Raw genomic sequence first — 24,361 nt, 5'->3', positions numbered from 1 at the left:
GGTGCCACGAGCGGGAACGCCCCGCGAATGCCGCGTCACCGCACCACCGCAGGGAGAACCCGTCATGCGCACGACCCGAATCCGCACCACGGCACTGGCCGTGGCGGCCACCGCGCTGGCGTTCTCCGTGACGGCCTGCGGCAGCTCGGACAAGGGCGACGCGAAGGCCGACGGCAAGGCGTCCGGCACGGGCGGGGCGGCGGCCCCGGCCGGGGCGGGCACTTCCGGCACCCCGGGCGACACGGGCTCCGCCACGGGCGGTTCGGACTCCACCGCGTCCGGCTCCACGGGCGGCTCGGCCGGTGGCGCCAAGGCGACGCACGCCAGCGGCCGGGGATCCCAGAACCCCGCCTCCAGCGCCGCGCGCCAGTGCAAGGGGGAGGAGATCTCCTTCGCCGTGCTGCACCGCTTCCCGAAGCAGAACGGCGAGCACCTGCTCATCACCGCCCGCAACGCGGACTCCAGGCCGTGCTGGGTGACCTCGTACCCCTCGGTGATGCTCGGCGACACCTCCACCGTCCTGCGCCACTCGACGAAGGACGCGGTGGGCGGCGGCGCGCGCATCACGCTGCAGCCCGGCGGCCGTGCCTACTCGGCCGTGAACCTCTTCTCGGGCGGAGGCCGGACGCACACCACGACCGGCTTCAGCATCGCCCTGCGCGACCGCACCGGTGACACCGGCCCGGCCACCGAGCTGGACGCGTTCGACGCCAAGGGCGCGGTGTCGCCGTTCACCTGGTCCGAGGCCGACGTCACCAACTGGAACACGGTCAAGCCCTACGACTTCTGATCGACCACCTTCCCCCTCAAGGACGATCAGCAGCAGGGGTGTCCCCCTTCGCGGCCACGCGAAGGGGGACACCTTGGTTTTGTGCCCGCTGTTCTTCCTCGCGGTCCCGCTCCCTCAGACCCGGTCGGCGGCGATCAGCAGGTACTGGAAGCTGCCGTCCTTGTAGGCGTCGAGGAAGGCCCGTTCGATGCCGGTCGCCAGCGGGGACCGGGCGCGCAGCTCCCAGTACGGGACGGTGGCCCGGGTGAGGTCGAGGACGCTCACCGGCACCAGACGGTTGGCCGCCATCTCCTTGAAGTAGCTGCTGCGCGGGTGGATGTTGCAGATGTAGTGGGCGTTGATCTCGCTCACCGCGCGGGAGGGCAGCCCGTAGGCGTCGTTGTAGCAGCCGGTGATGGTGACGTACCGGCCGCCGTGCTTGAGCATCCGGGCGTACTCGGGGAAGAGCACCGACAGGTCCACGTACATGGTGCTCTCGTTGTTCCAGATGGCCTGGAACGAGCCGGTCTCGAAGCCGGTGTCCAGCATGTTCTTGAGGTGGAAGCGGACCTTGTCGTCGACCCCGCGCTCCCTGGCCCGGTCGTTGGCGAAGGCGACCTGGGTCTCGGAGATGGAGATGCCGTCGACCCGGCAGCCGAAGCGCTGGTTGGCCACGATGCTGCTGCCGCCGCGCCCCGAACCGGAGTCCAGCACCCGGTGCTCGGGGCCGAGGTCGCCGAGGTGGGTCATCAGCAGGTCCGCCTGCGCGCACTCCAGCCGGTGCAGTTCGGCGGTGAGGCGCTCCTCGCGGGTCTCCTCGGGGCCTTCCAGGACGGACCAGTCGGCCACGCCGATGCCGTAGTGGTGGTGGTAGATCCCGTCCACCTCGCCCAGGCGCAGGTTCACGGGGTTCTTCTCGCGGTTCCAGTACTCGGCGACCGACTTCTGGTAGGCGCTGCGGAGGAACGCGGCGGGGACTTCCTGCTCTTGGACCGTCATAAGTGTTCTCCTTGACGTGGAGTGCCGGGGAGGTCGGCGGGGATGGCGTGCGGGGACGGGCGGTGGTCCGGCCCGGTGCGGTGGGTGCTCATCCCCGTGCTCAGCGCCAGCGGCTGACTTCGACGTTTTCGAGGACGCCCAGGGCGTCGGGGACCAGGATCGCCGCGGAGTAGTACGCCGTCACCAGATACGAGATGATCGCCTGCTCGTCGATCCCCATGAACCGCACCGACAGACTCGGCTCGATCTCGTCCGGGATCCCGCTCTGCCGCAGCCCGATCACACCCTGCTCGTCCTCACCCGTACGCATACAGATGATCGACGTCGTCCGCTCCGCACTCAACGGGATCTTCCCGCACGGAAAAATCGGCACCCCCCGCCACGCCGGCAGCCGATGCCCCTCGAAATCCACCGACTCCGGCACCAGACCCCGCTTGTTGCACTCCCGCCCGAACGCCGCGATCGCCTTCGGATGCGCCAGGAACAACTTGCTCCCCGCCGCCGCGACAACAGCTCATCCATGTCATCAGGACTCGGCACCCCGTCATGCGGCTGCAGCCGCTGACTGTAATCACAGTTCGCCAGCAACCCGAACTCCCGGTTGTTGACCAGCTCGTCCTCCTGCCGCTCCCGCAACGCCTCCACCGTCAGACGCAACTGCTGCTCCGTCTGATTCATCGGCTGGTTGTACAGATCCGCCACCCGGCTGTGAACCTTCAGCACCGTCTGCGCCACCGACAGCTCATACTCACGCGGCGCACCCTCATAATCCACATACGTATGCGGGATCACCGCCTCACCCACATGACCCGCCGCCAGATCAATGGCCGCCTCACCGTACTTGTTCGTCCGCTGGTCCGGCACCAGCGCGAACCCCGCCAGATGCTCCCCCAGCCCCGTCGCCCGCTCCGCCAGGTTCAGCACATCCGCCCGCGACAGCACCAGCACCGTCACCGCCGTCGCCGCCCGCGCCGTCGACTCCCACCGCGCCGCCTCCGACACCAGCGCCTGCTCCCCCAGATGCGCCCCGTCCGCCAGCACCCCCAGCACCGCCTCACCCCCATAGGGGCCCGCACCGATCAGCTCCACCCGACCGTGCGCCAGCAGATACACCGCATCCACCGCACCACCCGCCGACGCCAGCACCTCACCCGCCGCGAACTCCCGCTGCACACACCGCGCCGCCAGCTCCCCCAGCACCGCCTCGTCCTCAAACCCCCGCAACGCAAACAGCTCCCCCAGCTCCGCCGGGATCACCGCCACCCGCTCACCCGTCTGCACAAACGTGATCTTCCCGTCCCCCACCGCATAACTCAGACGCCGGTTCACCCGGTACGTACCACCCTGCACCTGCACCCACGGCAGCATCTTCAACAGCCACCGCGACGTGATCTCCTGCATCTGCGGAACCGACTTGGTCGTCGTCGCCAGATTCCGCGCCGCCGCCGTACCAAGACTCTGCTGCGCACGTCCACGCTCGACGGGGGCCTGGGGAGTGCTTTCAACCGACATGCGGTGCCTTCCTTTCGGGGCTCGGACAGCCACGCACAGACTCGCAACCGCAAAAGGAAATGCGCTACTACACGAAAGGGTTAATTGTCGGTTTTTCGCTCCCGTTTTTTCTCCGGATAAACACCGTCAATTGATTCATGGGGAAGTCTTGACCGAGGATTCACCGCGCTCCGGTACAACTCGGGCAAGTCGAACGGGAGTTGGAGCTGGCTGGGCGTACTCGCGTCGCGCTGGCGCGTTCCATTCGAACCGTGGCGCGCACCTGTTCGACGATGGTGGTGGGCGGCTTTGGAATATGCGTCTGGACATGTCCCTATTGTTCCGCGGCGGGGAGCGCATTCAGGAGTCGGAATTAATTTCCCGGACCACCTGAAGCCGTCTTTTCCGGGCCCGCAGGACAGGTCCCGGCGGGAAAGGGACGCGATCTGGACAAGGCCCGAGCGAAGCCGCCGCGCGGCGGCGGCGCCCTCCCCGCCAGGCGGCCGGCGGCCCCGACGGTCACCGGAGGCAGGCGGCCCCGGCGGCCAACTGCCCCAGCCGCGCAGTACGGTTGGCCGCGCGGCCCCGACTGCCGGACGCGGGGCGCACGGGGGCGGGGAGCCGTCGCCCTCCCGTTGGCGAAGGCGGACGGAGGACACGATGGGCAACGCGGACACGGGTGCGGACGACGCGCTGGACCTGGCCGACGCCATCACCCTGCTGCGCGACCAGGTCGCCGAGGCGCAGCGGCGCATCGGCGCGGACGCGGCGGGGGACTTCGGGGTGCGTTTCGCCCTGGGGGAGATCACCCTGGAGCTCGGCCTGGAACTGACGCGCACCCGGGGCCGGGACGGCGCCCTGCGGTTCGGCGCGGTGAGCCTCGGGGGCAAGCGCGAGAACGCCCGCAAGGCCACCCACACACTCACCGTACGGCTCACCCCGCACCTGCCCGACGGCGGCGACGTCGACGTCAGCGACGAGGACGACGCGTAGCCGCCGGGCCGGGGCACGCCATGGAGTTCGACCGGGTCGTCCAGGTCAGAGCGGTGGGAGCGGCGGCGCCCACGCGGGCGGCCTTCGCCACCGGCTACCTCGTCGCGCCGCGCCTGGTGCTGACCGCCGCCCACGTACTCGCCACGGACGGGCCGCCCGAAGGGGCGGTGACCGTGTGCCGCCCCACCTCGGACGGGACCCGCCACCTCGCCCGGGTGCTCTGGCGGCGCCACGACGGCACGGTCGACGCCGCCCTCCTCCAGGTCGAGCCGTGCGACGACTGGCGGGTCCCCGACTCGCTGCGGGACCTGGGCACCCGGCCGCCGCAGCGCTGGGGCCGGCTCATCGGCACCCGCCCGCACCCGGTGACCGTCTGCGGCTACCCCCGGCTGCAACGGGGACCCGGCGGCCGGGTCGACGAACAGCTCACCGGGGACGTCCACCCCGGCACCGGCCGCCTCGCCCGCCGCTACGAGGTCCTCAGCGCCAACCCCCTGCCCGCCCACGACCCGCGGCCCGGGCCGACCGGCACCCCGTGGTCGGGCATCTCGGGCGCGGCGCTGCTCTGCGGAGACCTGCTCACCGGTCTGGTCACCCGGGACCGCCGCGCCCCGGTCGGCACCCGGCTCACCGCCACGCGCACCCGCGATCTGCTCGCCGACCCGGACTTCCGCGCCCTGATCGCCCAACACACCGGCTGGCAGCCCGTGTTGGAACCCGTGGAGCCCGACCCCCTGCTGGCGCCCGCCGCGCGTACCCGCGATCTGCGTTCCCCCGCGATGCTGCTGCGCGCCGACGCGGAGGCGGTGACCTTCCACGGCCGCGACGAGGAGCTCCGGCACCTCCTCGACTGGTGCCGCGGCGGCCGGGAGGCGCTCTCGGTCCAGGTGCTGACCGGGCCGGGCGGCCAGGGCAAGACCAGACTGGCCCGGCAGCTGGCCGCCACCCTGCGCGAGGACGAGTGGATCGCCGCACAGCTGCGCCCGGACCTGGCGGACAGCGCTCAGGGGCCCGACCACGACTGGAGCCTCCTCGACACCACGTCCCCGCTGCTGCTCGTCGTGGACTACGCGGAGACCCTGCCCCACCGGATCCGCCACCTCGTCGAGCGGCTGCGCCACACCCGCCGGCGCACCCGGCTGCTCCTGGTGGCGCGGTCCGTGGGGGAGTGGAAGAGCGAGACCCTCGGCGCGGGCGCCGACACCCGGGAGATCCTCAGCGGCGCGCCCGTCACCGAACTCGCGCCGCTGCTCGCCAGGACCGCCGGGGCCGACACCCGCGCCGCCGCCTTCACCGACGCCGTACGGGACTTCGCCCGGCTGCTGGGCCGGGTGCCCGGCCTCGCCGACGCGGACTGGCCGCACCTGGCCTCGGGCGTCCGGCCGCCCGGCTCCCTCGACGCGGCGCACTACGACAGCGCGCTGAGCCTGCAGATGTCCGCCCTGGGCGCGCTCCTGCAGCGCGGCCCCGAGCCCGTGGGCACCGCACCGGGCGAGCCCGTCGAGGCGCTGGTGCTGGGCCACGAGGCGCGCTACTGGGAGGGCACCGCCGCGTCGCCCGTGTTCCGGCTGGGGGACCTGCGGCCGGTGACCCTGCGGCGGGCGGTCGCGGCGGCGGCGCTGTGCGGCGCCGAGAGCCCGGCCCAGGCGCTCGCCGTGACCCGCGGTGTGCCCGGTCTGCCGGACGGGCGCGCACTGGACGTGGCCGAGTGGCTGCACGCCCTGTATCCGCCCTCGCCCGGCCGCTACTGGGGTTCGCTGCAGCCCGACCGCCTCGCCGAGTACCACGTCGCCGCCCATGTCACCGGCGCCGACGACCAGACGCTGCCGCCCCTGTGGGCGAGCGCGAGCGACCCCCAGCGGGTGCGGGCCATCACCTTCCTCGCCCGCGCCGCCGACGCGCACGACCGCGCCGGACGCGGAGGGGCGGCGTCCGACGTCCTGCGGTCCCTGGCCCGCACCGTCAGCGGCGCACCCCCCACCGCCGACGTGCTGCGCGCGGCCATCTCGGCCGTCCCGTATCCGACGCGGTCCCGCCCGCTCGCCCTCGTCGACCAGTACCTCCACGAGCGGGTGCTCCTCGCCTGCCGCGAGCGGGCGGCGGCGGAGCCCGGCGCCCACGAAGTCGACCTCACCGTCGCGCTGAACGACCTGTCGCTCCGCTACCAGCAGCGCGGGAGGAGCGAGCACGCCATGAAGGCGCTGGAGGGGGCGATAGGCATCGGGCGCCGGTCCGCGCGCCGACGGCCGGAGCGGGCCGACAAGGCCCTGACCATGCCGCTGTACAACCTCTCGCGCATCCTGGGGGACCTGGACCGGCAGGCCGAGTCGCTGGCCGCGCTGGAGGAGTCGATCGCCAACGAACGACGGCTCGTGGCCGCGGCAGCGGTGCGGGACGCGTCCTACCTCGCCCTGGTGCTGTACTGGTTCTCCTACCGGCTGCGCCGACCCCGGCCGGTGGAGGCGGCTGCCGCCGCCCAGGAGTCCGTGGACCTCTACCGCGAGCTGGCCCGCGCCAACCCGGCCTACGACGCCAGCCTCGCCCGCGCCCTGAGCAACCTGCACATCCAGCTCGACGACCTGGGGCGGACCGAGGAGAGCATGGCCGCGCTCACCGAGCGGGAGGACGTCCGCGGCCGGGCCGGGCTCTACTGGATGCCCGATCATCTGCCCCGTGCGGGCCTTCGCCGGCCGGGCGCCCCGCCGCGCCCCGAGTGACGTATGCGCAGGCCGGAGCCGGTGCGCCGAGCGGACCGGGGTGCTCCGCGCCCCCGCCCACCAGGTACTGTCGCCCGGTGAAGATCTCCGCCGATGCCCTGCTGTTCGACAGCGACGAGACCCTGGTGTCCACCCTGCGCTCCGTGGTGCGCACCTGGACGCGGTGGGCCGCCGACTACGGTCTGACGCTGGAGGACCTCAAGCGGGTGGAGGTGCACGGCCGCCCGGCCGCCGCGATCGTCGCGGACCTCCTGCCGCCGGAGCTGGTGGCGGACGCGGTGGCCCGGCTGGAGGACGCCGAGGTCGCCGACGCGATGTCCGGCGGGGTGCTCCCGGTGCCGGGCGCCGCCGAGCTGCTCGCCGCCCTGCCGCCGGACCGCTGGGCCGTGGTGACCTCGGGGACGCGGCGGGTGGCCGAGGCCCGTCTCGCGCAAGTCGGCATCGCGCCGCGGTGCCTGATCACGGTGGGGGACATCACCCGTCACAAACCCCACCCCGAACCGTTCCTGCTGGCCGCCGAGCGGCTGGGCGTGGACCCGTCGCGGTGCGTGGTCTTCGAGGACGCCCCCGCGGGGCTGACCGCGGGCCGTGCCGCCGGTATGACGACGGTGGCCCTGACCACCACCCACCCGGCGGCCGACCTGGACGCGGACGTGGTCGTCGCCGACCTCACCGCCGTGTCCGTACGCACCACGGAGGGCGGCCTGGAGGTCGTGGCCGGGGCCTGACGGCGCCGCCGGAACGGGCCGGATCCCGGGCGGCCACGGCCGTCGGCGAGGTCGTGGGTGCCCGGGCCCCGGGATCGTGGGACGCGGTCAGGCGTGCGGCATCGGGAAGTAGTTGAGGTCCTCCTCCGCGAGCGGCTCCGCCCGCCAGCCCAGGGCGACCGGCACGTCCTGGATCCGCCGGTTGCCGAGGAACGGGAAGGCCGCGGGGAAGTTCGGGACGAGCCCGGGGATGAGGACGCGGACCACCCGGAAACCGGTCTTGGCGACGTCCTGCGTGGTGACGTCGACGTAGATGATCTCGTAGCCGCGCTTCTCGACGATCTGCTGGTAGGTGCCGAGCCCGCGGTCGGGCAGCCGCGGCAGATCGTCCATGGTGCGGGTGACGGGCGTGTCCAGCCAGGGGCGCACGACCTCGGCGGCGCGCGGGTCGAGGAACAGCTGCTCCTGGCAGAGCAGGTCGTTGACGTCGTGGAAGTCCTTGGCGTAGTCGTCCAGATAGGCCCGGTCCCGGCGCCACGGTTTGACGCGGACGTTGGTCCAGCCGAGGGCGACCGCCTCCCGGAACATGCCGTCGGGGTCGTCGAAGTCGCGGGTGCTGTCCTGGAGGGTGAGCGCCTCGCCCCATGCCTTGCGGGCGGCCTCCACCGGGTCGGGGCGGGCACCGAAGCCCATGGTGAAGAGCTTCTCGAAGCGGTTCTCGACCACCCCGGCCAGGATCGGCACGTCGAACTCGTTGTCCACGTGGACCAGCCAGCCGCGCTGGCCGAGCTCGGTGGGCCGGCCCGCCCACAGCGCGGCGAGTTCGGCGGTGGGCTCGACGGCGGGCAGCGGATGGCGGTTCATCCACCAGATCATGCTCGCGTCGCGCTCGATGACCTCCTCGATCCCGGAGACCAGCGCGTGCTCGACGGTGTGTCCGGCGGCGAGGCCCGGATAGTAGAGGAAGTTGGTGGGCGGGACGTCGGCGTACTGGTCGGTGTACCAGTTGACGTACACCAGGCTCGCGGGCACCCACATGGGTTTGTCGGCGGTCAGCGAGTGGCCGCGCACCCAGTGGGTGGTGCGGTCGTGGGTGAACCGTACGAACGGGAAGCCCGGGCTGTCGTACAGCCGGTCCGAGTAGAGCACCAGCCGCTCGGGGTCGAGGGCGCGCTCACCGGCCCGGGTCAGCTCGCGGTAGGACGCCTCGCGCACCTCCAGCGACTCCGTGACGCAGTTGCCGCAGTACCGCTCCACCGCCTCGCCCATCGCGGCCCCGCGCGCCGCCCGGAAGTTGCGGAACGCGGTGCCGCCGCACACCACGTTGCTGGACCAGCTGAACAGACGGCGCATGTCGGAGACGTTGGTCTGTACGGTGACCAGCTGCTCGGGGATCGACTCGTGGTGCTCGAACACCTGGTGCGAGGCGATCAGTCCGGTGCGGTTGTCCAGCAGGAACCGCTCGTCGAAGGGCGGTGTGTCGTCGTCGATGGGGTGGTCGGGGAGCGGCAGCACGGGGTGGCGGGCCGTGGTCAGCTCCACCGGGTCCAGCTCGACCTCGCCCCACAGGGTCCACGCCGTGGCGCCCGCGATCCACCGCTCGACGTCGATGAGCAGGTAGGACAGCATCCACAGCAGCTCGGAGCCGGTGGGTGTCACCCCCTGGCCGAAGACGATGTCACCGGTCAACGCGTGGTGCACCTCGGCCCGTTCGGCCACCGCGAGGCGCCGTCCGAGCAGATCGCGGTAGTCGGGGGTGCGGCCCGGGGCGACCGTGGGACCGGCCCAGCCCCGGCCCTCGCTGAGGTGGAAGGAGGACCAGTGGACCCCGCGTTCGGCGCAGAACGCGTTGAGCCCTTCGAGGTAGCCGAGGTCGAAGCGGTCGCGCAGGGCGAGGACGAGGGGCTGCCGGCCGGTGTGGCGATCCAGCGCCTCGGCCAGTCCTTCGCGCGAAGTCACCTCCACCGAGGCGAAGTTGGCGGCGGCCGGGCAGGTCAGGAGCAGATCGGTGAGCTCGCGGTCGCCGGTGAGGACGAGCGGGGTGGCGGCCACCCGCCCGGGCTCCGGCCGCGCACCGCCGTCGAACCGCTGCCACTTCTCCTCGCCCGCCACCGGGGCGTCGAAGGTGAGGCCGCCGAGCTCGGTGAGCTTCTCCAGGACCTCGCGGAATCCGGCGGGGTCGGAGGTGTCCTCGACGATGTCCTCGACCGGGGTCGAGCCGTCGCAGCGGTCGAGCACCGCGGCGATGTCCTCGGGTGCCGCCTTGATCTCGAAGAGTCCGCCCCGTGGGGCGATGGCCAGGGTGTGGCGCTCGGCACCGGGGCCGGGAACCGGTCCTGGGCCGGGTCGCACCAGCGTCCGCAGTTCGACGTTGACCAGCCGGGGACCGGTGGAATCCGGGGAATGACGATGTGTCAAGACTTCCTCCAACCAGGGGAGTTCCGGGGGCCGCCGGGGCGCGGCGGCCCCCGGAACCGGGTCACCTACGTGGTCAGCCCTTCCAGGTGAACTGGGGGGCGATGCTCGCGTGGTGGTGGGCCGGCGGGTACATCCGGCGGGCGCGCTTGGTGTCGACCTGAGCGATCATGACGATCTCCTCTGTGGTGTGCGGCTCGCGTGAGCTCGCGCCGCGGGCTGGGAAAACGGCCCGGACCTGGATGCGGCCCGGACCACCGCCGGGCGGGGGTGCGGTTGCTCGCCGCGTGTGCATACCCCCGACCGGCCGTCTCCGGCAGGCTATGACGTGGGGTGAAGACGCCTGTATCCCAAGATTTGGGGATGTCCGCGCCGGGTGGAGGAGCCTTATACGTAAGGGAGTTCCGCGAGCGACGGCCGTCGGCTACGGCTGCGCGCCGGTGAGCCGGTCCCCGAGGTCGCTGCGCCGGTACAGGACCTGGCGGCCGTGCCGGGCGCGGGTGACCAGACCGGCGGCGTGCAGCACGCCCAGGTGCTGGGAGACGGCGCTCGGGGTGACCCGCAGCCGGCGGGCCAGCTCCACCGTGGGGAGCGGTTCTTCGAGGAGCCCGAGCAGCCGCGTGCGCGACGCGCCCAGCAGGGCCACCAGAGCGGGCGCGTCGGCGGTGGGCGGCGGCGTCCACAGCGTCGCCACACCGCGGCTGGGGTAGCCGAGTACGGGCGGTTCCACGGCGCTGACGGGCGGCGCGGGCTTGTGGGCGAAGACGGACGGCACGAGCAGCAGTCCCCGCCCGGACGCCGAGACGTGGTACTCGCTGATCATCCGGTCGATGTACAGCACGCCCTCGTGCCAGCGCAGATTGGGGTGCATGTCGGCGAAGAGCCGGCGGGCGCCGCCCATCGCCAACTGCCGTGCCCGGTAGGTCATGTCGGCTTCGAGCAGCAGCCGCATCTGCGGCCACACCGGCCGCACGGCGATCTCCCAGTAGCGCCGCAGGAGGTCGCAGATCGCGTCGCGCAGCGCGGCGGCGTCGCTGTCGTCGCCGGTGGTGGCGGGCGACAGGGGCGTGGGGAGCGGACCGGGGGAGTGTGCGGCCAGCAGGTCGTGGCGGACGGTTGCCGGGGGTGTGCGGCGCACCGCGGCCAGCTCGTCCTCGAACTCCGGGGCGAAGACGGTGGGGCGCGGGGTGAGGAAGTCGGGCAGGGTGCGCCGCGCCGACACCAGCGCCAGCAGCAGACCGGTGTCGAGCCCGCCGACCCGGCCGAGCACCGACCTGCGCCAGGGCAGGTGCAGCGCGGAAAGACCCGGCTCGCGCAGCACCCGCAGGCTGAGCACCGTCTCGTGCACGGGCGACAGGGCGAAGCGGGTGTCGGCGAGGTCCTCGACCCCGAGCTCGTAGCTGATCATTAAGCCATACGCTACATCGATTGGCCGCGCGGCGCGGGTGCCGTCAACTTCCCCCATGACACAGCCGACTCCCGCTTCCCGCCCGACACCGCCGACTCCCGCGCACCGCGCGGCGACGAGCACCCCACGTACGCACCGCCCCGGTGGCGCAGACCCCGGCGCGGCTCGCCCGGCCATGGTGGGGCGGGTGGCGGGACGATGACCCGTCGCATGGTGCTGATCCTGGCGCTGACCTGCGCCGTCGGCGTGGGCAACATCTACTTCCCGCAGGCGGTCAGCCCACTGATAGCGGCCGGGCTGCACGAGTCGCCCGACTCTGCCGCGTGGGTGGTGACCGGCACGCAGATCGGCTACACCGCCGGGATCTTCCTGCTCGTTCCCCTCGGCGACCGCCTTCCGCACCGCCCCTTCCTCGTCACCCTGCTGTGCCTGGCGGGCGCCGGACTGCTCGCCGCGGGCTGCGCGCCGAACCTGCCCTTCCTGGTGGGCGCGAGCGTCCTCATCGGGGTGACCACGGTCGCCGCCCAGGTCGTCGCGCCGCTGGCGGCCGGTCTGGTGGCCCCGGACCGGCGCGGTGCGACGATGGGCACGCTGATGAGCGGCTCCATCGGCGGGATGCTGCTGGCCCGCACCTTCAGCGGAACCCTCGGCGACCGGCTGGGCTGGCGCGCCCCCTATCTGGTGGCCTCGGTCCTGGTACTGGTGCTGGCCGGGGTACTGGCCCGCCTCCTGCCCGTCACCACCCCGTCCGTACGCACCCCCTACCCGGCGCTCCTGGCGGAGTCCGTACGCCTGCTGCGCACCGAGCCGGAGCTGCGCCGCTCCTGCCTCTACCAGGCGACCGCCTTCGCCGGGTTCTCGGCGGTGTGGACCTGTCTGGCGCTCCTGCTCACCGGCCCCGCCTACGGGATGGGCGCGCAGGCGGTGGGCCTGCTCGCGCTGGTGGGGGCGGCCACCATGTTCTGCACCCCGTTCACGGGCCGGCTGGTGGACCGCCACGGCTCGGACCCGGTGAACCTGGTCTGTCTGCTCGGCATCCTGGTCTCGGCGGCGGTACTGGTACCGGGTGGCCGGGGCGGGGCACTGGGGCTGACGGCGCTGACGCTCGGCACCCTGCTGCTGGACATCGCGATGCAGTCCGGCATGATCGCCAACCAGTCCCGGGTCTTCGGCCTGCGCCCCGACGCCCGCAGCAGGCTCAACACGGCCTATATGACCTGCGTGTACCTGGGCGGCAGCGCCGGATCGTGGCTCGGGGTCCAGGTCTACGGCAGGGCGGGGTGGACCGGGGTGTGCGTGCTGGTGGCGCTGCTGGCGGGCGTGGCTCTGGGGCGGCACGCGGCGGCGGTGTACGGCGGCACGGGCACCGGCCGGTCGCGCGGTGGCCCGAAATGGGCTGTCGGGCCGTGGTCGTCATGACGCGATGCGTACGGTGAACCGCTCGCTTTTTCAGGGAAATCCCTGCGATTGCCGCCCGGCCCGATGGGATTTGTGGCCCGATTTCCGGAACGCAGTACGGGAGGAAATGGCCAGGGTGAGGAAAACCGGTCGTTGGCAGGTTCACGCTGTGGCCGCCGCGGGGTGGACCCGCTTAGGATCACCGACGCGGGCCGGGTGCCGACGCACGGTTCGTGGACCACCCCGGGCCGCTGCCTCAACCACCCGGTGGGGCCGGGGAATTGCGGGGGAATTCATGGGGGAGTGGGAATGGTGACGCGAGAACACACCGGCGTCAACGTCTTTTCGTCTTCGCTCACCGGCGGCATACGATTTCTGCACACGCTGGGCCCGACCGGAACCAATCTGGAGGCCGCGGCCCACGAGTGGTTCCGGCGGCGCGGGGGCGAGGAGGAGGGGCAGGTCGTCCTGCACGCCTCGCTCGAGTACGCCATGGAGCGCGTACCCAGGACCGGCGAGCACGCGCTGGTCGCCTGCGCCGTCTACCCGGAGCTGCACAGCCTGGTCTTCGGCAACCTCGACGTCTGCCGCATGGTCGACTGCTTCCTGTGGCCCACCCATGAGATGGTCCTGGCCGTCGCGCCGGGCGTGGGCGGCGAGCCGGGGACCGTGGCCACCCACCCGGCCCCGGCCGGTCTCGTACCGCCGGCGAGCGAACGCCAGATCGTGACCAGCAACGCACAGGCGGCCATCGACTGCGCCGACGGCAAGGCCGACGGATGCGTCACCACGGTGGTCGCCGCCCGCGCCCACGGACTGCGGGTGGTGCGCAGCTTCGGCGAGGTGCCGATGGTGTACACCATCCACCACCTGCGGGACTCCGCTCGATGAGCGGCGCCGCCCGGACCCACCGCTTCGCCGATCCGATGCTCGCCGAGGCGGCCCGGCTCGGCCGTGAACTCCTGCCCCGGGTGGACGCCTTCCGCACCCGTCAGCACGCCGACGGCACGGTCCGCGAGCCCGGCGCCGAGGACCACCGGGCCCTGCGCGCCATCAGGGACGGGGCCGCGCGCTGGTTCACCGGGCACGGCCGGGGCGCCCAGGCCGAGGCGCTGACCGCCGACATCGACGACTGGCTGGCCGCGGGGCTGGACGCCCCGCCCCACTTCGCCCGCTCCCGGGACGCCCTCACCGCCCCGGCCGACGGCGACTGGGCGGCCTTCCTCGCGCCCGTGCGGACCACCAACAGCGTTCCACCGGTCGGCAAACGCCTGGAGTTCTTCCTGGTGCGCCGCAAGGAGCCGGAGGCGCTGCCCGAGGTTTCGCGGAGCCATCCGCACCCCAAGAACAACTGTCAGGCCACGGTGCTCCTCGCGGGCAGTGAAGGGCTGGCCAAAGGAAACTGCATAGTCTTCTTCCCGGAGAACGTCGCGGCCCACGACAAAGTGGCCGAACAGAGCTATGCGTTCTTCTTCTTCAGCAAATTCCGCCGGATTCACGAGCGGTACGCCGTGCCCGCCGCGCGGGCCGTACTCACCCCCGAATCCCTGCCGGGCGCCTCGACGGGAATGGACCCCGAGGCGTGTTACCAAGCGCGTGCCCTGTGGGGCTATCTCCACGACTACTTCCACCACCAGGGCGCCTGGCCGCTCGACCGGCACATCAAACTCAAGATGAACTGGTTCATCGGCCTGCTCGAAGAGCTCAAGGTCGACGCCAAGACCGTCCTCGCCTGCGCCGGGGGCGCCGTGCCGTACGCGGACGAGCAGATCGCCATGATCCTGCTGGAGCGCATGTTCCGCTATCCGCTCGACGCCGACGCCGTGCGCAACTTCGACGCGGGCACCGGGGTGTTCCTCTACTCCTGGCTGCGCGAGCGCGGCGCCATCGCCCCGGGCGCCGGCGACCGGTTCGCCCTGCGCCACGGCCGCGTCCTGGCCGCCCTGCGCGAACTGGTCGACGCGATCGAGGAGATGGAGGCGTCCGTGACCGCGCCCGCCGAGTACCGCGCGGCGGCCAAGGACCTCGTCCGCAGCCAGCTGCGCGAGGGCGCCGAGGGCGACCGGTACGCCTTCACCGAGGACCAACTCGCGCTCGTACGCGCACGTGAGAGCCTGTCGTCCCTGCCACCATTGCACTTCGCGCCCGCCGAGGCATGAGCCCGGGCGTGACCGAAAGACGGAGGAGACGAGGCGACATGGAATCCGACGCCACCGCAAACGAGCGCGGCCGGACCCTGGACCGGGCCGCGATGGAGGCCGCCGTCCGGCAGTACTTCGAGGCGTGCAACAAGATCGACCGCGACCTGTTCGCCCAGTGCCTGTCCGAACAGGTCGTGCACTACCTCGCCGCCGGGATGTCCGGGCCCGTCCGGGGCATCGACCCCATCGTGGAGCGCTGGGGCGCCGACGTGCGCGCCAACGCCTCCCACTGGGCCGTCGACGCCGTCTACGCCGACGAGCACGCCCGTACCGCCGTCTGCGAGTGGACCGCCTTCAAGCCGCGCCTGGGCAAGGTGCTGCGCGGCGCCGAGGTCTACCGCTTCGACGCGAGCGGACTGATCGACGAGATCCGGATCTACTACGCCTCGCGCCGTGACGACACCGTCCCCGTCAACGAGCTGGAGGGCTTCCCCTACGCCGAGCGAGGATTCGCCACATGAGCGGGCCCCGCCCCGCCGCCGTCCCGCTCGACGACCGGGACGGCACCATCTGGCTCGACGGGACCCTGGTGCCCTGGCGGCAGGCGCGGCTGCACGTCCTCAGCCACGGCCTGCACTACGGCACCAGCGTCTTCGAGGGTGAACGGGCCTATGGCGGGCGGGTGTTCAAGCTCCGCGAGCACAGCGAGCGGCTGATCGCCTCGGCCCGCGAAATGGGGTTCGAGCTGCCCTGGACGGCCGCCGAACTCGACGCCGCCACCCGTGACGTGGTCGCCGCCGAGGGCCTCGACGAGGGCTATGTGCGCCCGGTCGCCTGGCGCGGCAGCGACACCCTGCGCCTGGTCGCGCCGGACACCACCGTCCATGTGGCGATCGCGGCCTGGCCCTGGCCGCGGATCTTCACCGACGGGCCGCGCGGCATCCGGCTGCGCACCTCGCGCTGGCGGCGGCCCGCCCCCGACACCGCGCCGGTCCGCGCCAAGACCGCCGCCCTGTACGCCATCGGCTCGCTCGCGGGCCAGGAGGCCGAGCGCTCCGGCCACGACGACGCGCTGCTCCTGGACCACCGGGGCCGCCTCGCCGAGGCCACCGGCGCCAATCTGTTCCTGGTGATCGACGGCGAGGTGCACACCCCGCCGCCGGAGTGCGTCCTCGACGGCATCACCCGCCGCACGGTCCGCGCGCTCGCCCGCGACCTGGGCCTCACCGTCGTCGAACGGCACCTGGACCCCGCCGAACTGGACCGCGCCGACGAGGTGTTCCTCACCGGCACGGCCTACGAGGTCCAGCCGGTGGCGGCGGTCGACGACCGGCGGTATCCGCTCGGAGAGATCACCGAGGCGCTGGCGCGGGCGTACGCCGCGCTCGTACGGGGTGGACCCGAGGCGGCCGTCGCGGCAACCGGCGCCGCTCGCGCACCGGGCGGGAGCGGATGACCGGTACCGAATCGGAGCCGGCCCGGCCCGACTCCCGGGGCGGTGCCCGCGAGGCGTGGGCGGCGGGCGCACGGGCCGCCGTCCCGTTCACCGTCGCCATCTTCGCGTTCGGCATCTCCTTCGGCGTACTCGCCAAGGGCGCGGGCTTCACGGCCCTCGCCACCACGTCGATGTCCGGCCTGGTCTTCGTCGGCTCCTCGCAGTTCGCGGCCGTCTCGGTGATCGCCAACGGCGGTGGCTGGGCAGCCGCCGCCGTCGCCGGAACCCTGCTCAACCTGCGCTATCTGGTGATGGGCTTCGCCATCCTGCCCGCGCTGCGCGGCGGCCGGGCCCGGCGCGCCGTCGAGTCGCAGCTGGTGATCGAGGAGTCCTGGGCCATCGCCGGCGACGCCGACGGCCGCTTCGACCGGGTCCGGCTGCTCTCCTCCGGGGTGGTGCTCTGGCTCGGCTGGGCGCTGGGCACGCTGGTGGGCGCGATCGGCCCGTTCAAGGCGGTCGACGTCCTCGACTACGGCCTGGACGCGGTCTCCCCGGTCCTGTTCTTCCTGCTGCTCGCCCCCCATCTGGGCACCGCGCCGAAACGGACCTCGGCCCTCGCGGCGGGGGTCTGCGCGCTGGTCCTCACCGCCGTCGAACTGCCCGACCTCGCGATCGCCGTGGCCTGTGCGGTGGCCGTGGTGTGGACGTGGCGGTCACCCAGGGGCAACTCCGATGCGGGGAGGGCCCGTTGAGCCGGGATCCATGGATCGTCGTCGGCGCCCTCGCGGCGAGCACCTTCCTGATCAAGGGCGCCGGTTCGCTGGTGATGGGGGACCGCGAACTGCCGGGCTGGTTCCCGAGGTTCGTCGAGTATCTGACGCCCGCGCTGCTCGCCGTCCTGGTCGTCACCCAGCTCGTCGGCTCGGCGGGCGCCCACGGCCTGGCCTTCGACGCCCGGCTCGCGGGCTTCGCCGCGGCCCTCGCGGCCTGGCGGCTGAAGGCACCGGTGCCTGTGGTGGTGCTGGTGGCGGCGGTGGTGACGGCGCTGGTACGGGCCCTCAGCTGACGCCTTCGGCCGTGTCCGCCGCGCTCCCCGCGTCCGTCCCCGTGTCAGCGGGTGCGTCCGCCGCCTCCGCGTTCAGCGCCTCCGCCCCCGGTCCGGCCGCTCCCCGCTCTCCCGCGCCCGCCACCTCCGCCGCCACCTCCTCGGCGCGGGCGAGGCCCGGCCGGTGGCCGGTGGCGCGGTGCAGGCGCAGGGCCCGCTCGACGGCCTGCGCCGCCTTGACGCGCTGGCCGAGGGCCAGGTGCACCCGGGCCAGTTCGGTCTGTGCCTCGCCCTCGGCGAGCCGGAGCCCGAACTGCCGGGCGGTGCTCAGCGCCCGCCGGGTGTAGGCCAGGGCCTCGCGGTTCTCGCCCATGTGCCGGTGCACGGCGGCGAGCCCCACGCAGGCGGCCGTCTCGGCCCGGCGGCAGCCGGTGCCCCGCGCCGCCTCCAGGGCGCGGCGGTGGTGGTCCAGGGCGCCGGGCAGATCGTCCAGGCCCAGCAGTACGGTGCCGATGGTGTGCAGGGCGTCGGGCTCCACCAGCCGGCGGTGGGTGCGGTGCGTGACGCTCAGCGCGTCCAGGGCGTGCTTGAGCGCGAGCCGGGGGTCGCCGCTGTCCCGGGCCACGGCCGCCAGGGCGTTGAGGGCGCCCTCCGCCGCGTACGTCGAGAGCAGCCGGCCGTCCGCGGCGAGGGCGCGGGTGAGCAGCCGCTGGGCCTCGTCGAGTGCGCCGAGCGCGTGGTGGACGGTGCCCAGACCCCACAGCGCCAGCATCACGCTGTGCTCGTCCGCCGATGCCTCGGCGCGCTCCAGCGCCTCGGCGAAGCGGTCCCGCGCGGCGTCGAGGCGGCCCTGGTCGAAGTGGACGCGGGCGAGCAGGGCGAGCGCCCACGCCTCCCCGGCGGGCTCGCCGCCCTCGCGGTAGAGGGCCAGGGAATCCTCGGCGTCCCGGGCCGCCCGGGGCAGGACGCCCTGTTCGAGGTGGGAGGCCGCGAGCCCGAGCACCGCCCCGGCCCGCTCCACGGGCGCCCCGGCGCCTGCGTACAACTCGTCGGCGCGGGCGCTGTGGGCCAGCGCCTCGTCGTGCCGGGCCAGCTCCCACAGCACGTAGCACAGGCTCCAGTGCATCACCGCCTGCGCGTACTCGTCCTGCTCGGCCTCGGCCGCCGCGAGGCCGGTGCGGGCGGCGTCCAGCCAGTCGGTGCGCCTGCCGTGCTCCATCAGATGGCCGTGGACGGCCAGGGCGGAGCGCCAGGCGAAAGGGCGCGGCCCGTGCCGCAGGGCGTGCTCGGCGCAGGCCAGCAGCGCGGCGCGTTCGTCCTCCAGCCAGGTCACGGCCGTGGTCGGGCCGGTGAAGACGAGCGGTGAGGTGGGCGAGCCGTCCGGCTCCGGGGGCGGGGCGGCGTACCAGGAGTAGAAGGTTCCGTAGAGCAGGTGCCCGGCCTGTTCGGCGGTGCCCAGGTACCAGGTGAGGAGCCGGCCGACGGCGCTGGCGCGTACGGTGGCGCCGTCCTCGGCCACGGCCCGCTCGCGGGCGAACAGGCGTACCAGGGCGTGCAGATGGAAGCGGCCGGGCCGGTCCGTCTCCAGCAGGCTGCGCGAGACCAGCTGGTCCAGGAGCCTGCTGGTGGCGGGCAGCGCCGCCCCGGCCAGCGCGGCGGCGGCCGGGGCCGGGATCTCGGCGGCGGGCGCGAGCGCGAGCTGGCGCAGCAGCAGCTGTTCCGTGGCGGGCAGCGACCGGTAGGACAGGGCGAGGGCGCTGCGGACGCCGGTGTGCTCCTCCTGGCCGAGGGCGAGCTCGTCCAGCAGGTCGTCGCCGCGCAGGCCGCGCACGGCGTCGGCGATCGTCAGATGCCGGTCGCCGATGAGGTGCGCCGCCACGATCCGGACGGCCAGCGGCAGCCGGCCGCAGAGCCGGACGGCTTCGGCGGCGGCCTCGGGCTCGCCGCGCACCCGGTCCGCGCCGATGATCCGGGCGAGCAGGGCCAGCGCCTCCTCCTCGCCGAAGACCGCCAGGCTCACCCGGTGGGCGTCGTGGAAGGCGGTGAGGCCGCGCAGGTCGTTGCGGCTGGTGACGACGACGAAGCAGGTCGGCGAGCCGGGCAGCAGCGGGCGCACCTGTTCCAGCCCGGCCGCGTCGTCGAGGAGGATCAGCATCCGCTTGCCCGCCAGGAGCGAGCGGTACAGGGCGGCCTTCTCGTCGGTGCTCTCCGGCAGGTGGCCGAGCCCCACGCCGAGGGCGCGCAGGAGCTGGCCCAGCGCCTGGTCGGCCGTGGTCGGCGGGTCGGGGGAGTGGCCGCGCAGGTTCGCGTACAGCTGGCCGTCGGGGAAGCGGTCGGCCACCCGGTGCATCCAGTGCACGGCCAGGGCGGTCTTGCCGACGCCCGCCATCCCGGAGACCGAGGAGATCACCAGGGTCTGCCCCGGGCCGTCGTACTGGTTCAGCAGGGCGTCCAGTTCGCGCAGATACGCCGTACGCCCGGTGAAGCTGGCGACGTCCGGCGGGAGCTGGCGGGGCACCGGGAAGGCGGGGGGCCGGGGTGCGGGCTCGGGGGCGCGGTGCCCGGCCAGGTCCGGGTCGCCCACCAGGACGCGCTGGTGGAGCTCCTTGAGGCGGCGGCCCGGCTCGATGCCCACCTCCTCGTCGAGGAGCTGGTAGAAGTCGCGGTACACGGCGAGCGCGTCGGCCTGGCGGCCCGCGCGGTACAGCGCCGTCATCAGCTGCCGCCGCAGCCGCTCGCGCAGCGGGAACTCACCCACCAGCAGGGTGAGTTCGGGCACCGCCGACTCGTGGCGGCCGAGCGTGATGAGCGCGTCCAGGCGGTCCTCGCGGGCGACCAGCCGCAGCTCTTCGAGGCGGTCGGCCTCGGCCAGCGCGAAGCTGCGGTCGCTCACGCCTTCGAGCGCGGGGCCGGTCCACAGGGCCAGCGCCTGGTCGAGCAGCGCGACGGCGGACGCGGGGTCGTCCTCGGCGGCGGCCTTGCGGGCCCGGTCGGTGAGGTGCACGAAGCGCACCGCGTCGACCTGGTCGTCCGCCACCTGGAGGGTGTAGCTGGTGTTGCTGCGGGCGCCCGCGCTCAGCAGCACCTGGAACCCGGACGTGGCCCGCCGGCCGGGCTCCAGGACGCGGCGCAGATGCATGACGTGGGTGCGCAGCGAACTGATCGCGCCGTCCGGGGCGTCGCCCTCCCACAGGAGTTCGGCCAGCCGGTCGGTGCTGACCGGGCGGCCCCGGGCGAGCGCGAGGACCGCGAGCAGCGCGCGCTGCTGCGGCCCCAGGCCGATGTGCTCGCCCTGGACCTCCGCACTCACCGGGCCCAGCAGACGGATCCGCACCGACTCCTTCGGCGCCGGTGTCTCGTCTGGCCCCGAGGTGCGGCTCACGCGCTTTCCTCTGCTTTCCTGGTCCCACGGCCCCTGCCGACTGCGCGTGGGGCGCCCGCTCGCCGCCGCGGTGGTCAGGCGGGACCGGTGACGAACCGCCTGATCATCTCGTCGGAGACCGAGAACTCCCATGCGGTGTCGATGTCCCCCCAGATGTCATTGTGGAAACGGGCGGTCACCGACAGACCGTCGGGCGACTCGCGCACCACGCTCATCCGGGCGTGCGAGGAGAACAGTTCGCGCTCGACCCAGTCGTCGAGGTCGCGCTCGGTGCCGACGTCGATCACGGTGGCGTCCTTGGCGAGGACGGCCCACAGCGCCTGCGGGTCCTGGGCGTTGACGGCGTCGACGAACGCGCGCACGGCCCGGTGGGACGGCAGTTCGCCCGGTGTCGTCTCGGGTCCACGGGAAGTCATCTCTGGTGCCTTTCGCGGTGGTGGGGGCCGTGGTGGCGGAGGGGCTCGGGAGGCGTCAGTCGTCGGTGACGGCCCGGTGCAGGGCGTGGGTGTCCTCGAAGAGGTGGTAGCGGGTGATCTGTCCGCCGACGACCGTGACATGGGCGGCGAACGGCGTGACCAGCGGCTTGCCGGTGGCCTTCACGGTGTCCCGGAGATGTCCGATGATCACCCCGTGCTCGCCCTCGACCACGATGTGGGTGACCGTGAACTCCTCCGGCTTGAGGTACTCGTGCAGGGTCGTGAAGAACTTCATCACCCCGTCGCGCCCGTCGCGCCGCCCCGACCACGGCACCGCCGCCGAGCCCGGAGCCTCCCACTCCACCGACTCGGCGAACACCTGCACGGCCCCGTCCAGATCGCGCGCCGCGAGCCGGGCCAGATAGGCGTCGATCGCACCTCGGGTGGCCTGCGCGGCTCCTGCCTGGGGCTGCTCGGACATTGCACCAACTCCTCGTCTCACGTCGTCCCTGGCTCGTGCGGATCCAGTCTGGAGGGCGGCGGCGGTGAGCGTAAGTCGCCCGTCCGTTTCCGGCCATGCCCCCGCCGACCCCCGCGCGGCACCCCGTGCCGAGTCCGCTGACGATCTACCGGGGGCGGTCCGTGGTGCGAAAGGGGCGCCCGCCGACGGCGAGCGCCCCTGCGTACGGATTGGTGCCGTACGGCTACGTGAGCGCGGTGAGGCAGAACTGCACGAGCCCGGAGTCCACGTCCAGGACGATCCGCTCCATCTCGCTCCACGGCGGCTGGAAGCTCTTGCCCCACTCGACGGTGAATCCGAGGATCTTGCCCTGGTGGGCGTCGACGATGTGCCGGGAGTAGGCGTAGTCGTCGCTGGTGCCGCTGGTCGGGTACAGATGGAACGCGGACATCGGCCGGTACGAACGGCCGCGCACCCCCTGGACGCCCTTGCAGAACTGCTCGGCGAGCACGGTGCTGTCGTCGGCGTCGTCCTTCGGGATGTACTCCGCGTACGCCAGGTCGCCCGCCACTCCGCGCTTGCCGTCGAAGGCGGGGTTGCGGAAGTTCTTGGCGGGGTCCAGCGACTGGTTCTCGTCGTCGCCCCAGACGTAGAGCATGTCCTCGGAGTAGCTGTGCACATCGACGAACCAGCGGGTGCGCGGGAAGGCGTCGAACAGCGCGCGCACATTGCGCGTCTCGGGCTCCGAGAACGGGGCGGGGCCCTGGTACACCTGGAAGTCGCCCGGGTCGGCGGAGACCTGGGGCCCGGCGCCGGGGGCGAAGGCCGTGGCGAAGTCGAAGAGGAAGTCGTAGTTGCGGTTGATGTCGACGCCGATCCGGGCGGGGTCGCCGCCGGAGTCGGCGGGGTTGCGGTTCTTGCGCCACATCGGGTCGACGGTCTGGCTGTAGTGCCGGCCGTCGGGGTTGACCAGCGGGAAGACGACGACGTCGAGGTCGTCGAGGATGCCGTGCACCTGGGCCGCGGTATAGGTCCGCGAGCCGTAGGCCAGCCCGGTGCCGCCGGCACCGGCCTCCAGGAGGTCGGCGGCGAGGTGCACCAGGATCTCGCAGCTGCCCCACTCACGGGCGTGCACGCCGCCGATGAGGACGACGCAGTCGTGGGTCCCGGCGGGGCCGCTGCCGATGCGCAGGGCGTGGCAGGTCCGGCCCTCGACGGACGGCTCGGGCAGGGGGACGAGCTCGCACGCGCCCGGGAACGCCGTGGCCAGGCTGGTCACGGCGGACTCGACCTCGGTGGTGTTCAAGTACGACATGGCGGTGGCTCCTCAGTCGTCCCTGACCTTGAGGGCGAGCCCGTGCGGGACCGCGTCGTGGGCGGCGAACCGGTCGCCCTCGCCCACTTCGGCCTGCCGGGCGCGGCCGGTGGCCGCCGCGTCCTCGATGACCGTGATCGAGACGCCCTCGCGTTCGAGGGCCTCGGCCTCCTCGGGGGAGGCGTACGCCTCGATGCTGAACGCGCCGTCCTCGCCCCGGCGCGGGCGGCCCCCCACATCGGGGCGGGCCTCGCGCAGCAGGGCACGCAGGGTTTCGGCGTCCTTGGCGGTGACCCGGACGCGCAGGAGCTGACCGGCGGTGGACATGACGGGCCTCTTCCGGGCGCCGTGCGGTGCACATCAGCGGTGCCGACGACGCGTGGCTGATGTAGATGTATGTCCGATGTGTACCCCGTGGATCCAGGGTGCGCTCCCGCCGCGGAACGAGTCAAGCGGTGCCCCGGGGCGGCCGTGGACCGAGTCGAGCGGCGCCCCCGGTCCGGCGGGGAGCGAGTCGAGCCGTGCCCCGGGCCTCGCGTCGAGCGGCCCGGCCGCGCCGGGGCCGTCCCTTCCTCGTCGTCGTGGACGGCGAGCCGCCACGCGAGCGCGCGGTGGCGGGCACTCGGCGACGCCCTAGGCTGCCCCCTGGAACTCCGCCCCCGACCCCTGGAGCGCACCCCGTGTTCGACCCCGCAGCGATGTCCACGAGCCCGTACCCCGACAGCCTCCGGCCGGACGCCGCGCCCGCCCCGCACGCGCTGCTCGCGCCGGTGGCCTGGCTCCTGGGCACGTGGCACGGCACCGGCCGGGGCGAGTACCCGACGCTCGATCAGGACTTCGCGTACGCGCAGGAGGTGACGTTCAGCCATGACGGGCGGCCGTTCCTGCGGTACGAGGCGCGTGCCTGGCTGATCGACGGTGAGGGTGCGCCGCTGCGGCCCTCGGCGCGGGAGAGCGGCTGGTGGCGGCTGCAGCCCGACGGGCGCGTCGAGGCGCTGATCACCCAGCCCACCGGCATCGCCGAGATCGCGGTCGGCGGCGCGGCCGAGGGCGAGGCCGACCTCGCCACGCACCAGGTGGCCCGCACCCCCACCGCCAAGCAGGTGGACGCCACTCGGCGCCGCTACACCCGGGCCGACGACGGCACGCTCGTCTTCGTTCACGAGCTGGCGGCCGTCGGCCGGCCGCTCCAGCACCACCTCTCGGCCCGCCTGCGGCGCGGGACCGCGTAGCGCGGATCCGCCTGCCGGGATCAGGGCGGACGCGAGGG

General features: G+C 73.2%; 20 protein-coding genes and 1 pseudogene. 12 read left to right on the top strand and 9 right to left on the bottom strand.

Annotated elements, in window-relative coordinates; all coding sequences use genetic code 11:
* Positions 1-64: 64 nt before the first annotated feature.
* Positions 65-790 (top strand): DUF4232 domain-containing protein, encoded by a 726-nt coding sequence (locus AB5J87_RS03100; protein ID WP_369373631.1) that lies wholly within the window; start codon positions 65-67, stop codon positions 788-790.
* Positions 791-904: 114 nt separating this feature from the next.
* On the opposite strand, the gene AB5J87_RS03095 is transcribed toward AB5J87_RS03100, so the two are convergent.
* Positions 905-1,768, bottom strand: a complete 864-nt coding sequence (locus AB5J87_RS03095; RefSeq protein WP_369373629.1) for a geranyl diphosphate 2-C-methyltransferase — start codon at positions 1,766-1,768, stop codon at positions 905-907.
* Between the two features lie 100 nt (positions 1,769-1,868).
* A pseudogene (locus tag AB5J87_RS03090) lies at positions 1,869-3,280 on the bottom strand (family 2B encapsulin nanocompartment shell protein).
* A 639-nt stretch (positions 3,281-3,919) separates the two neighbouring features.
* Here AB5J87_RS03090 and AB5J87_RS03085 point away from each other — a divergent pair.
* The 3 genes from AB5J87_RS03085 to AB5J87_RS03075 all read left to right on the top strand — a co-directional run bounded on the left by AB5J87_RS03085 (position 3,920) and on the right by AB5J87_RS03075 (position 7,697).
* Positions 3,920-4,252, top strand: a complete 333-nt coding sequence (locus AB5J87_RS03085) for a trypco2 family protein (protein ID WP_369373627.1) — start codon at positions 3,920-3,922, stop codon at positions 4,250-4,252.
* 20 nt (positions 4,253-4,272) lie between these two features.
* Positions 4,273-6,969 (top strand): AAA family ATPase, encoded by a 2,697-nt coding sequence (locus AB5J87_RS03080; RefSeq protein WP_369373625.1) that lies wholly within the window; start codon positions 4,273-4,275, stop codon positions 6,967-6,969.
* Between the two features lie 77 nt (positions 6,970-7,046).
* A complete protein-coding gene (locus AB5J87_RS03075) occupies positions 7,047-7,697 on the top strand; it encodes an HAD-IA family hydrolase (protein WP_369373623.1) in 651 nt (216 codons plus the stop codon).
* Positions 7,698-7,784: 87 nt separating this feature from the next.
* Here the strand turns inward: AB5J87_RS03075 and AB5J87_RS03070 are convergent, their stop codons facing one another.
* The gene (locus tag AB5J87_RS03070; protein WP_369373621.1) at positions 7,785-10,094 is read right to left on the bottom strand and encodes a YcaO-like family protein; all 2,310 of its coding nucleotides are present in this window, start codon (positions 10,092-10,094) and stop codon (positions 7,785-7,787) included.
* A 421-nt stretch (positions 10,095-10,515) separates the two neighbouring features.
* Positions 10,516-11,499: a helix-turn-helix domain-containing protein gene (locus tag AB5J87_RS03065; protein ID WP_369373619.1), complete on the bottom strand. Its 984-nt coding sequence runs from the start codon at positions 11,497-11,499 to the stop codon at positions 10,516-10,518.
* A 198-nt stretch (positions 11,500-11,697) separates the two neighbouring features.
* Between AB5J87_RS03065 and AB5J87_RS03060 the strand changes: the two genes are divergently transcribed.
* From AB5J87_RS03060 to AB5J87_RS03030, 7 genes are all read left to right on the top strand, one after another.
* Positions 11,698-12,918, top strand: a complete 1,221-nt coding sequence (locus tag AB5J87_RS03060; protein ID WP_369373617.1) for an MFS transporter — start codon at positions 11,698-11,700, stop codon at positions 12,916-12,918.
* 288 nt (positions 12,919-13,206) lie between these two features.
* Entirely contained in the window at positions 13,207-13,788 is a 582-nt protein-coding gene (locus AB5J87_RS03055) for a bacilysin biosynthesis protein BacA (RefSeq protein WP_369373615.1), read from the top strand.
* Positions 13,785-15,056, top strand: a complete 1,272-nt coding sequence (locus tag AB5J87_RS03050) for a DUF6421 family protein (protein WP_369373613.1) — start codon at positions 13,785-13,787, stop codon at positions 15,054-15,056. The genes AB5J87_RS03055 and AB5J87_RS03050 overlap by 4 nt, the downstream gene beginning before the upstream one ends.
* A 38-nt stretch (positions 15,057-15,094) precedes the next feature.
* Positions 15,095-15,559: a nuclear transport factor 2 family protein gene (locus tag AB5J87_RS03045; RefSeq protein WP_369373611.1), complete on the top strand. Its 465-nt coding sequence runs from the start codon at positions 15,095-15,097 to the stop codon at positions 15,557-15,559.
* Positions 15,556-16,494, top strand: coding sequence for a branched-chain amino acid aminotransferase (locus tag AB5J87_RS03040; protein ID WP_369373609.1), 939 nt, complete (start codon positions 15,556-15,558; stop codon positions 16,492-16,494). Before AB5J87_RS03045 ends, AB5J87_RS03040 begins: the two co-directional genes overlap by 4 nt.
* A complete protein-coding gene (locus AB5J87_RS03035; RefSeq protein WP_369373607.1) occupies positions 16,491-17,225 on the top strand; it encodes an AzlC family ABC transporter permease in 735 nt (244 codons plus the stop codon). The genes AB5J87_RS03040 and AB5J87_RS03035 overlap by 4 nt, the downstream gene beginning before the upstream one ends.
* Entirely contained in the window at positions 17,222-17,539 is a 318-nt protein-coding gene (locus tag AB5J87_RS03030) for an AzlD domain-containing protein (protein ID WP_369373605.1), read from the top strand. Before AB5J87_RS03035 ends, AB5J87_RS03030 begins: the two co-directional genes overlap by 4 nt.
* On the opposite strand, the gene AB5J87_RS03025 is transcribed toward AB5J87_RS03030, so the two are convergent.
* From AB5J87_RS03025 to AB5J87_RS03005, 5 genes are all read right to left on the bottom strand, one after another.
* Positions 17,532-20,900 (bottom strand): BTAD domain-containing putative transcriptional regulator, encoded by a 3,369-nt coding sequence (locus tag AB5J87_RS03025; protein WP_369373603.1) that lies wholly within the window; start codon positions 20,898-20,900, stop codon positions 17,532-17,534. The genes AB5J87_RS03030 and AB5J87_RS03025 overlap by 8 nt on opposite strands.
* A gap of 74 nt (positions 20,901-20,974) precedes the next feature.
* Complete coding sequence (locus AB5J87_RS03020; RefSeq protein ID WP_369373601.1) at positions 20,975-21,316, bottom strand: nuclear transport factor 2 family protein; 342 nt, start codon at positions 21,314-21,316, stop codon at positions 20,975-20,977.
* Positions 21,317-21,371: 55 nt separating this feature from the next.
* On the bottom strand, positions 21,372-21,797 hold the full coding sequence (locus tag AB5J87_RS03015; protein WP_369373599.1) for a nuclear transport factor 2 family protein: 426 nt from the start codon (positions 21,795-21,797) through the stop codon (positions 21,372-21,374).
* A gap of 223 nt (positions 21,798-22,020) precedes the next feature.
* Positions 22,021-23,091, bottom strand: a complete 1,071-nt coding sequence (locus AB5J87_RS03010) for a M14 family metallopeptidase (protein WP_369373597.1) — start codon at positions 23,089-23,091, stop codon at positions 22,021-22,023.
* A gap of 12 nt (positions 23,092-23,103) precedes the next feature.
* Entirely contained in the window at positions 23,104-23,418 is a 315-nt protein-coding gene (locus tag AB5J87_RS03005) for a hypothetical protein (protein WP_369373595.1), read from the bottom strand.
* A 371-nt stretch (positions 23,419-23,789) separates the two neighbouring features.
* Here AB5J87_RS03005 and AB5J87_RS03000 point away from each other — a divergent pair, with 371 nt between their 5' ends.
* Complete coding sequence (locus AB5J87_RS03000) at positions 23,790-24,323, top strand: FABP family protein (RefSeq protein ID WP_369373593.1); 534 nt, start codon at positions 23,790-23,792, stop codon at positions 24,321-24,323.
* The last annotated feature ends 38 nt before the right edge of the window (positions 24,324-24,361 follow it).

Source organism: Streptomyces sp. cg36 (assembly GCF_041080675.1).
GTDB lineage: Bacteria > Actinomycetota > Actinomycetes > Streptomycetales > Streptomycetaceae > Streptomyces.
This window is presented reverse-complemented; position numbering and strand designations above follow the sequence as displayed.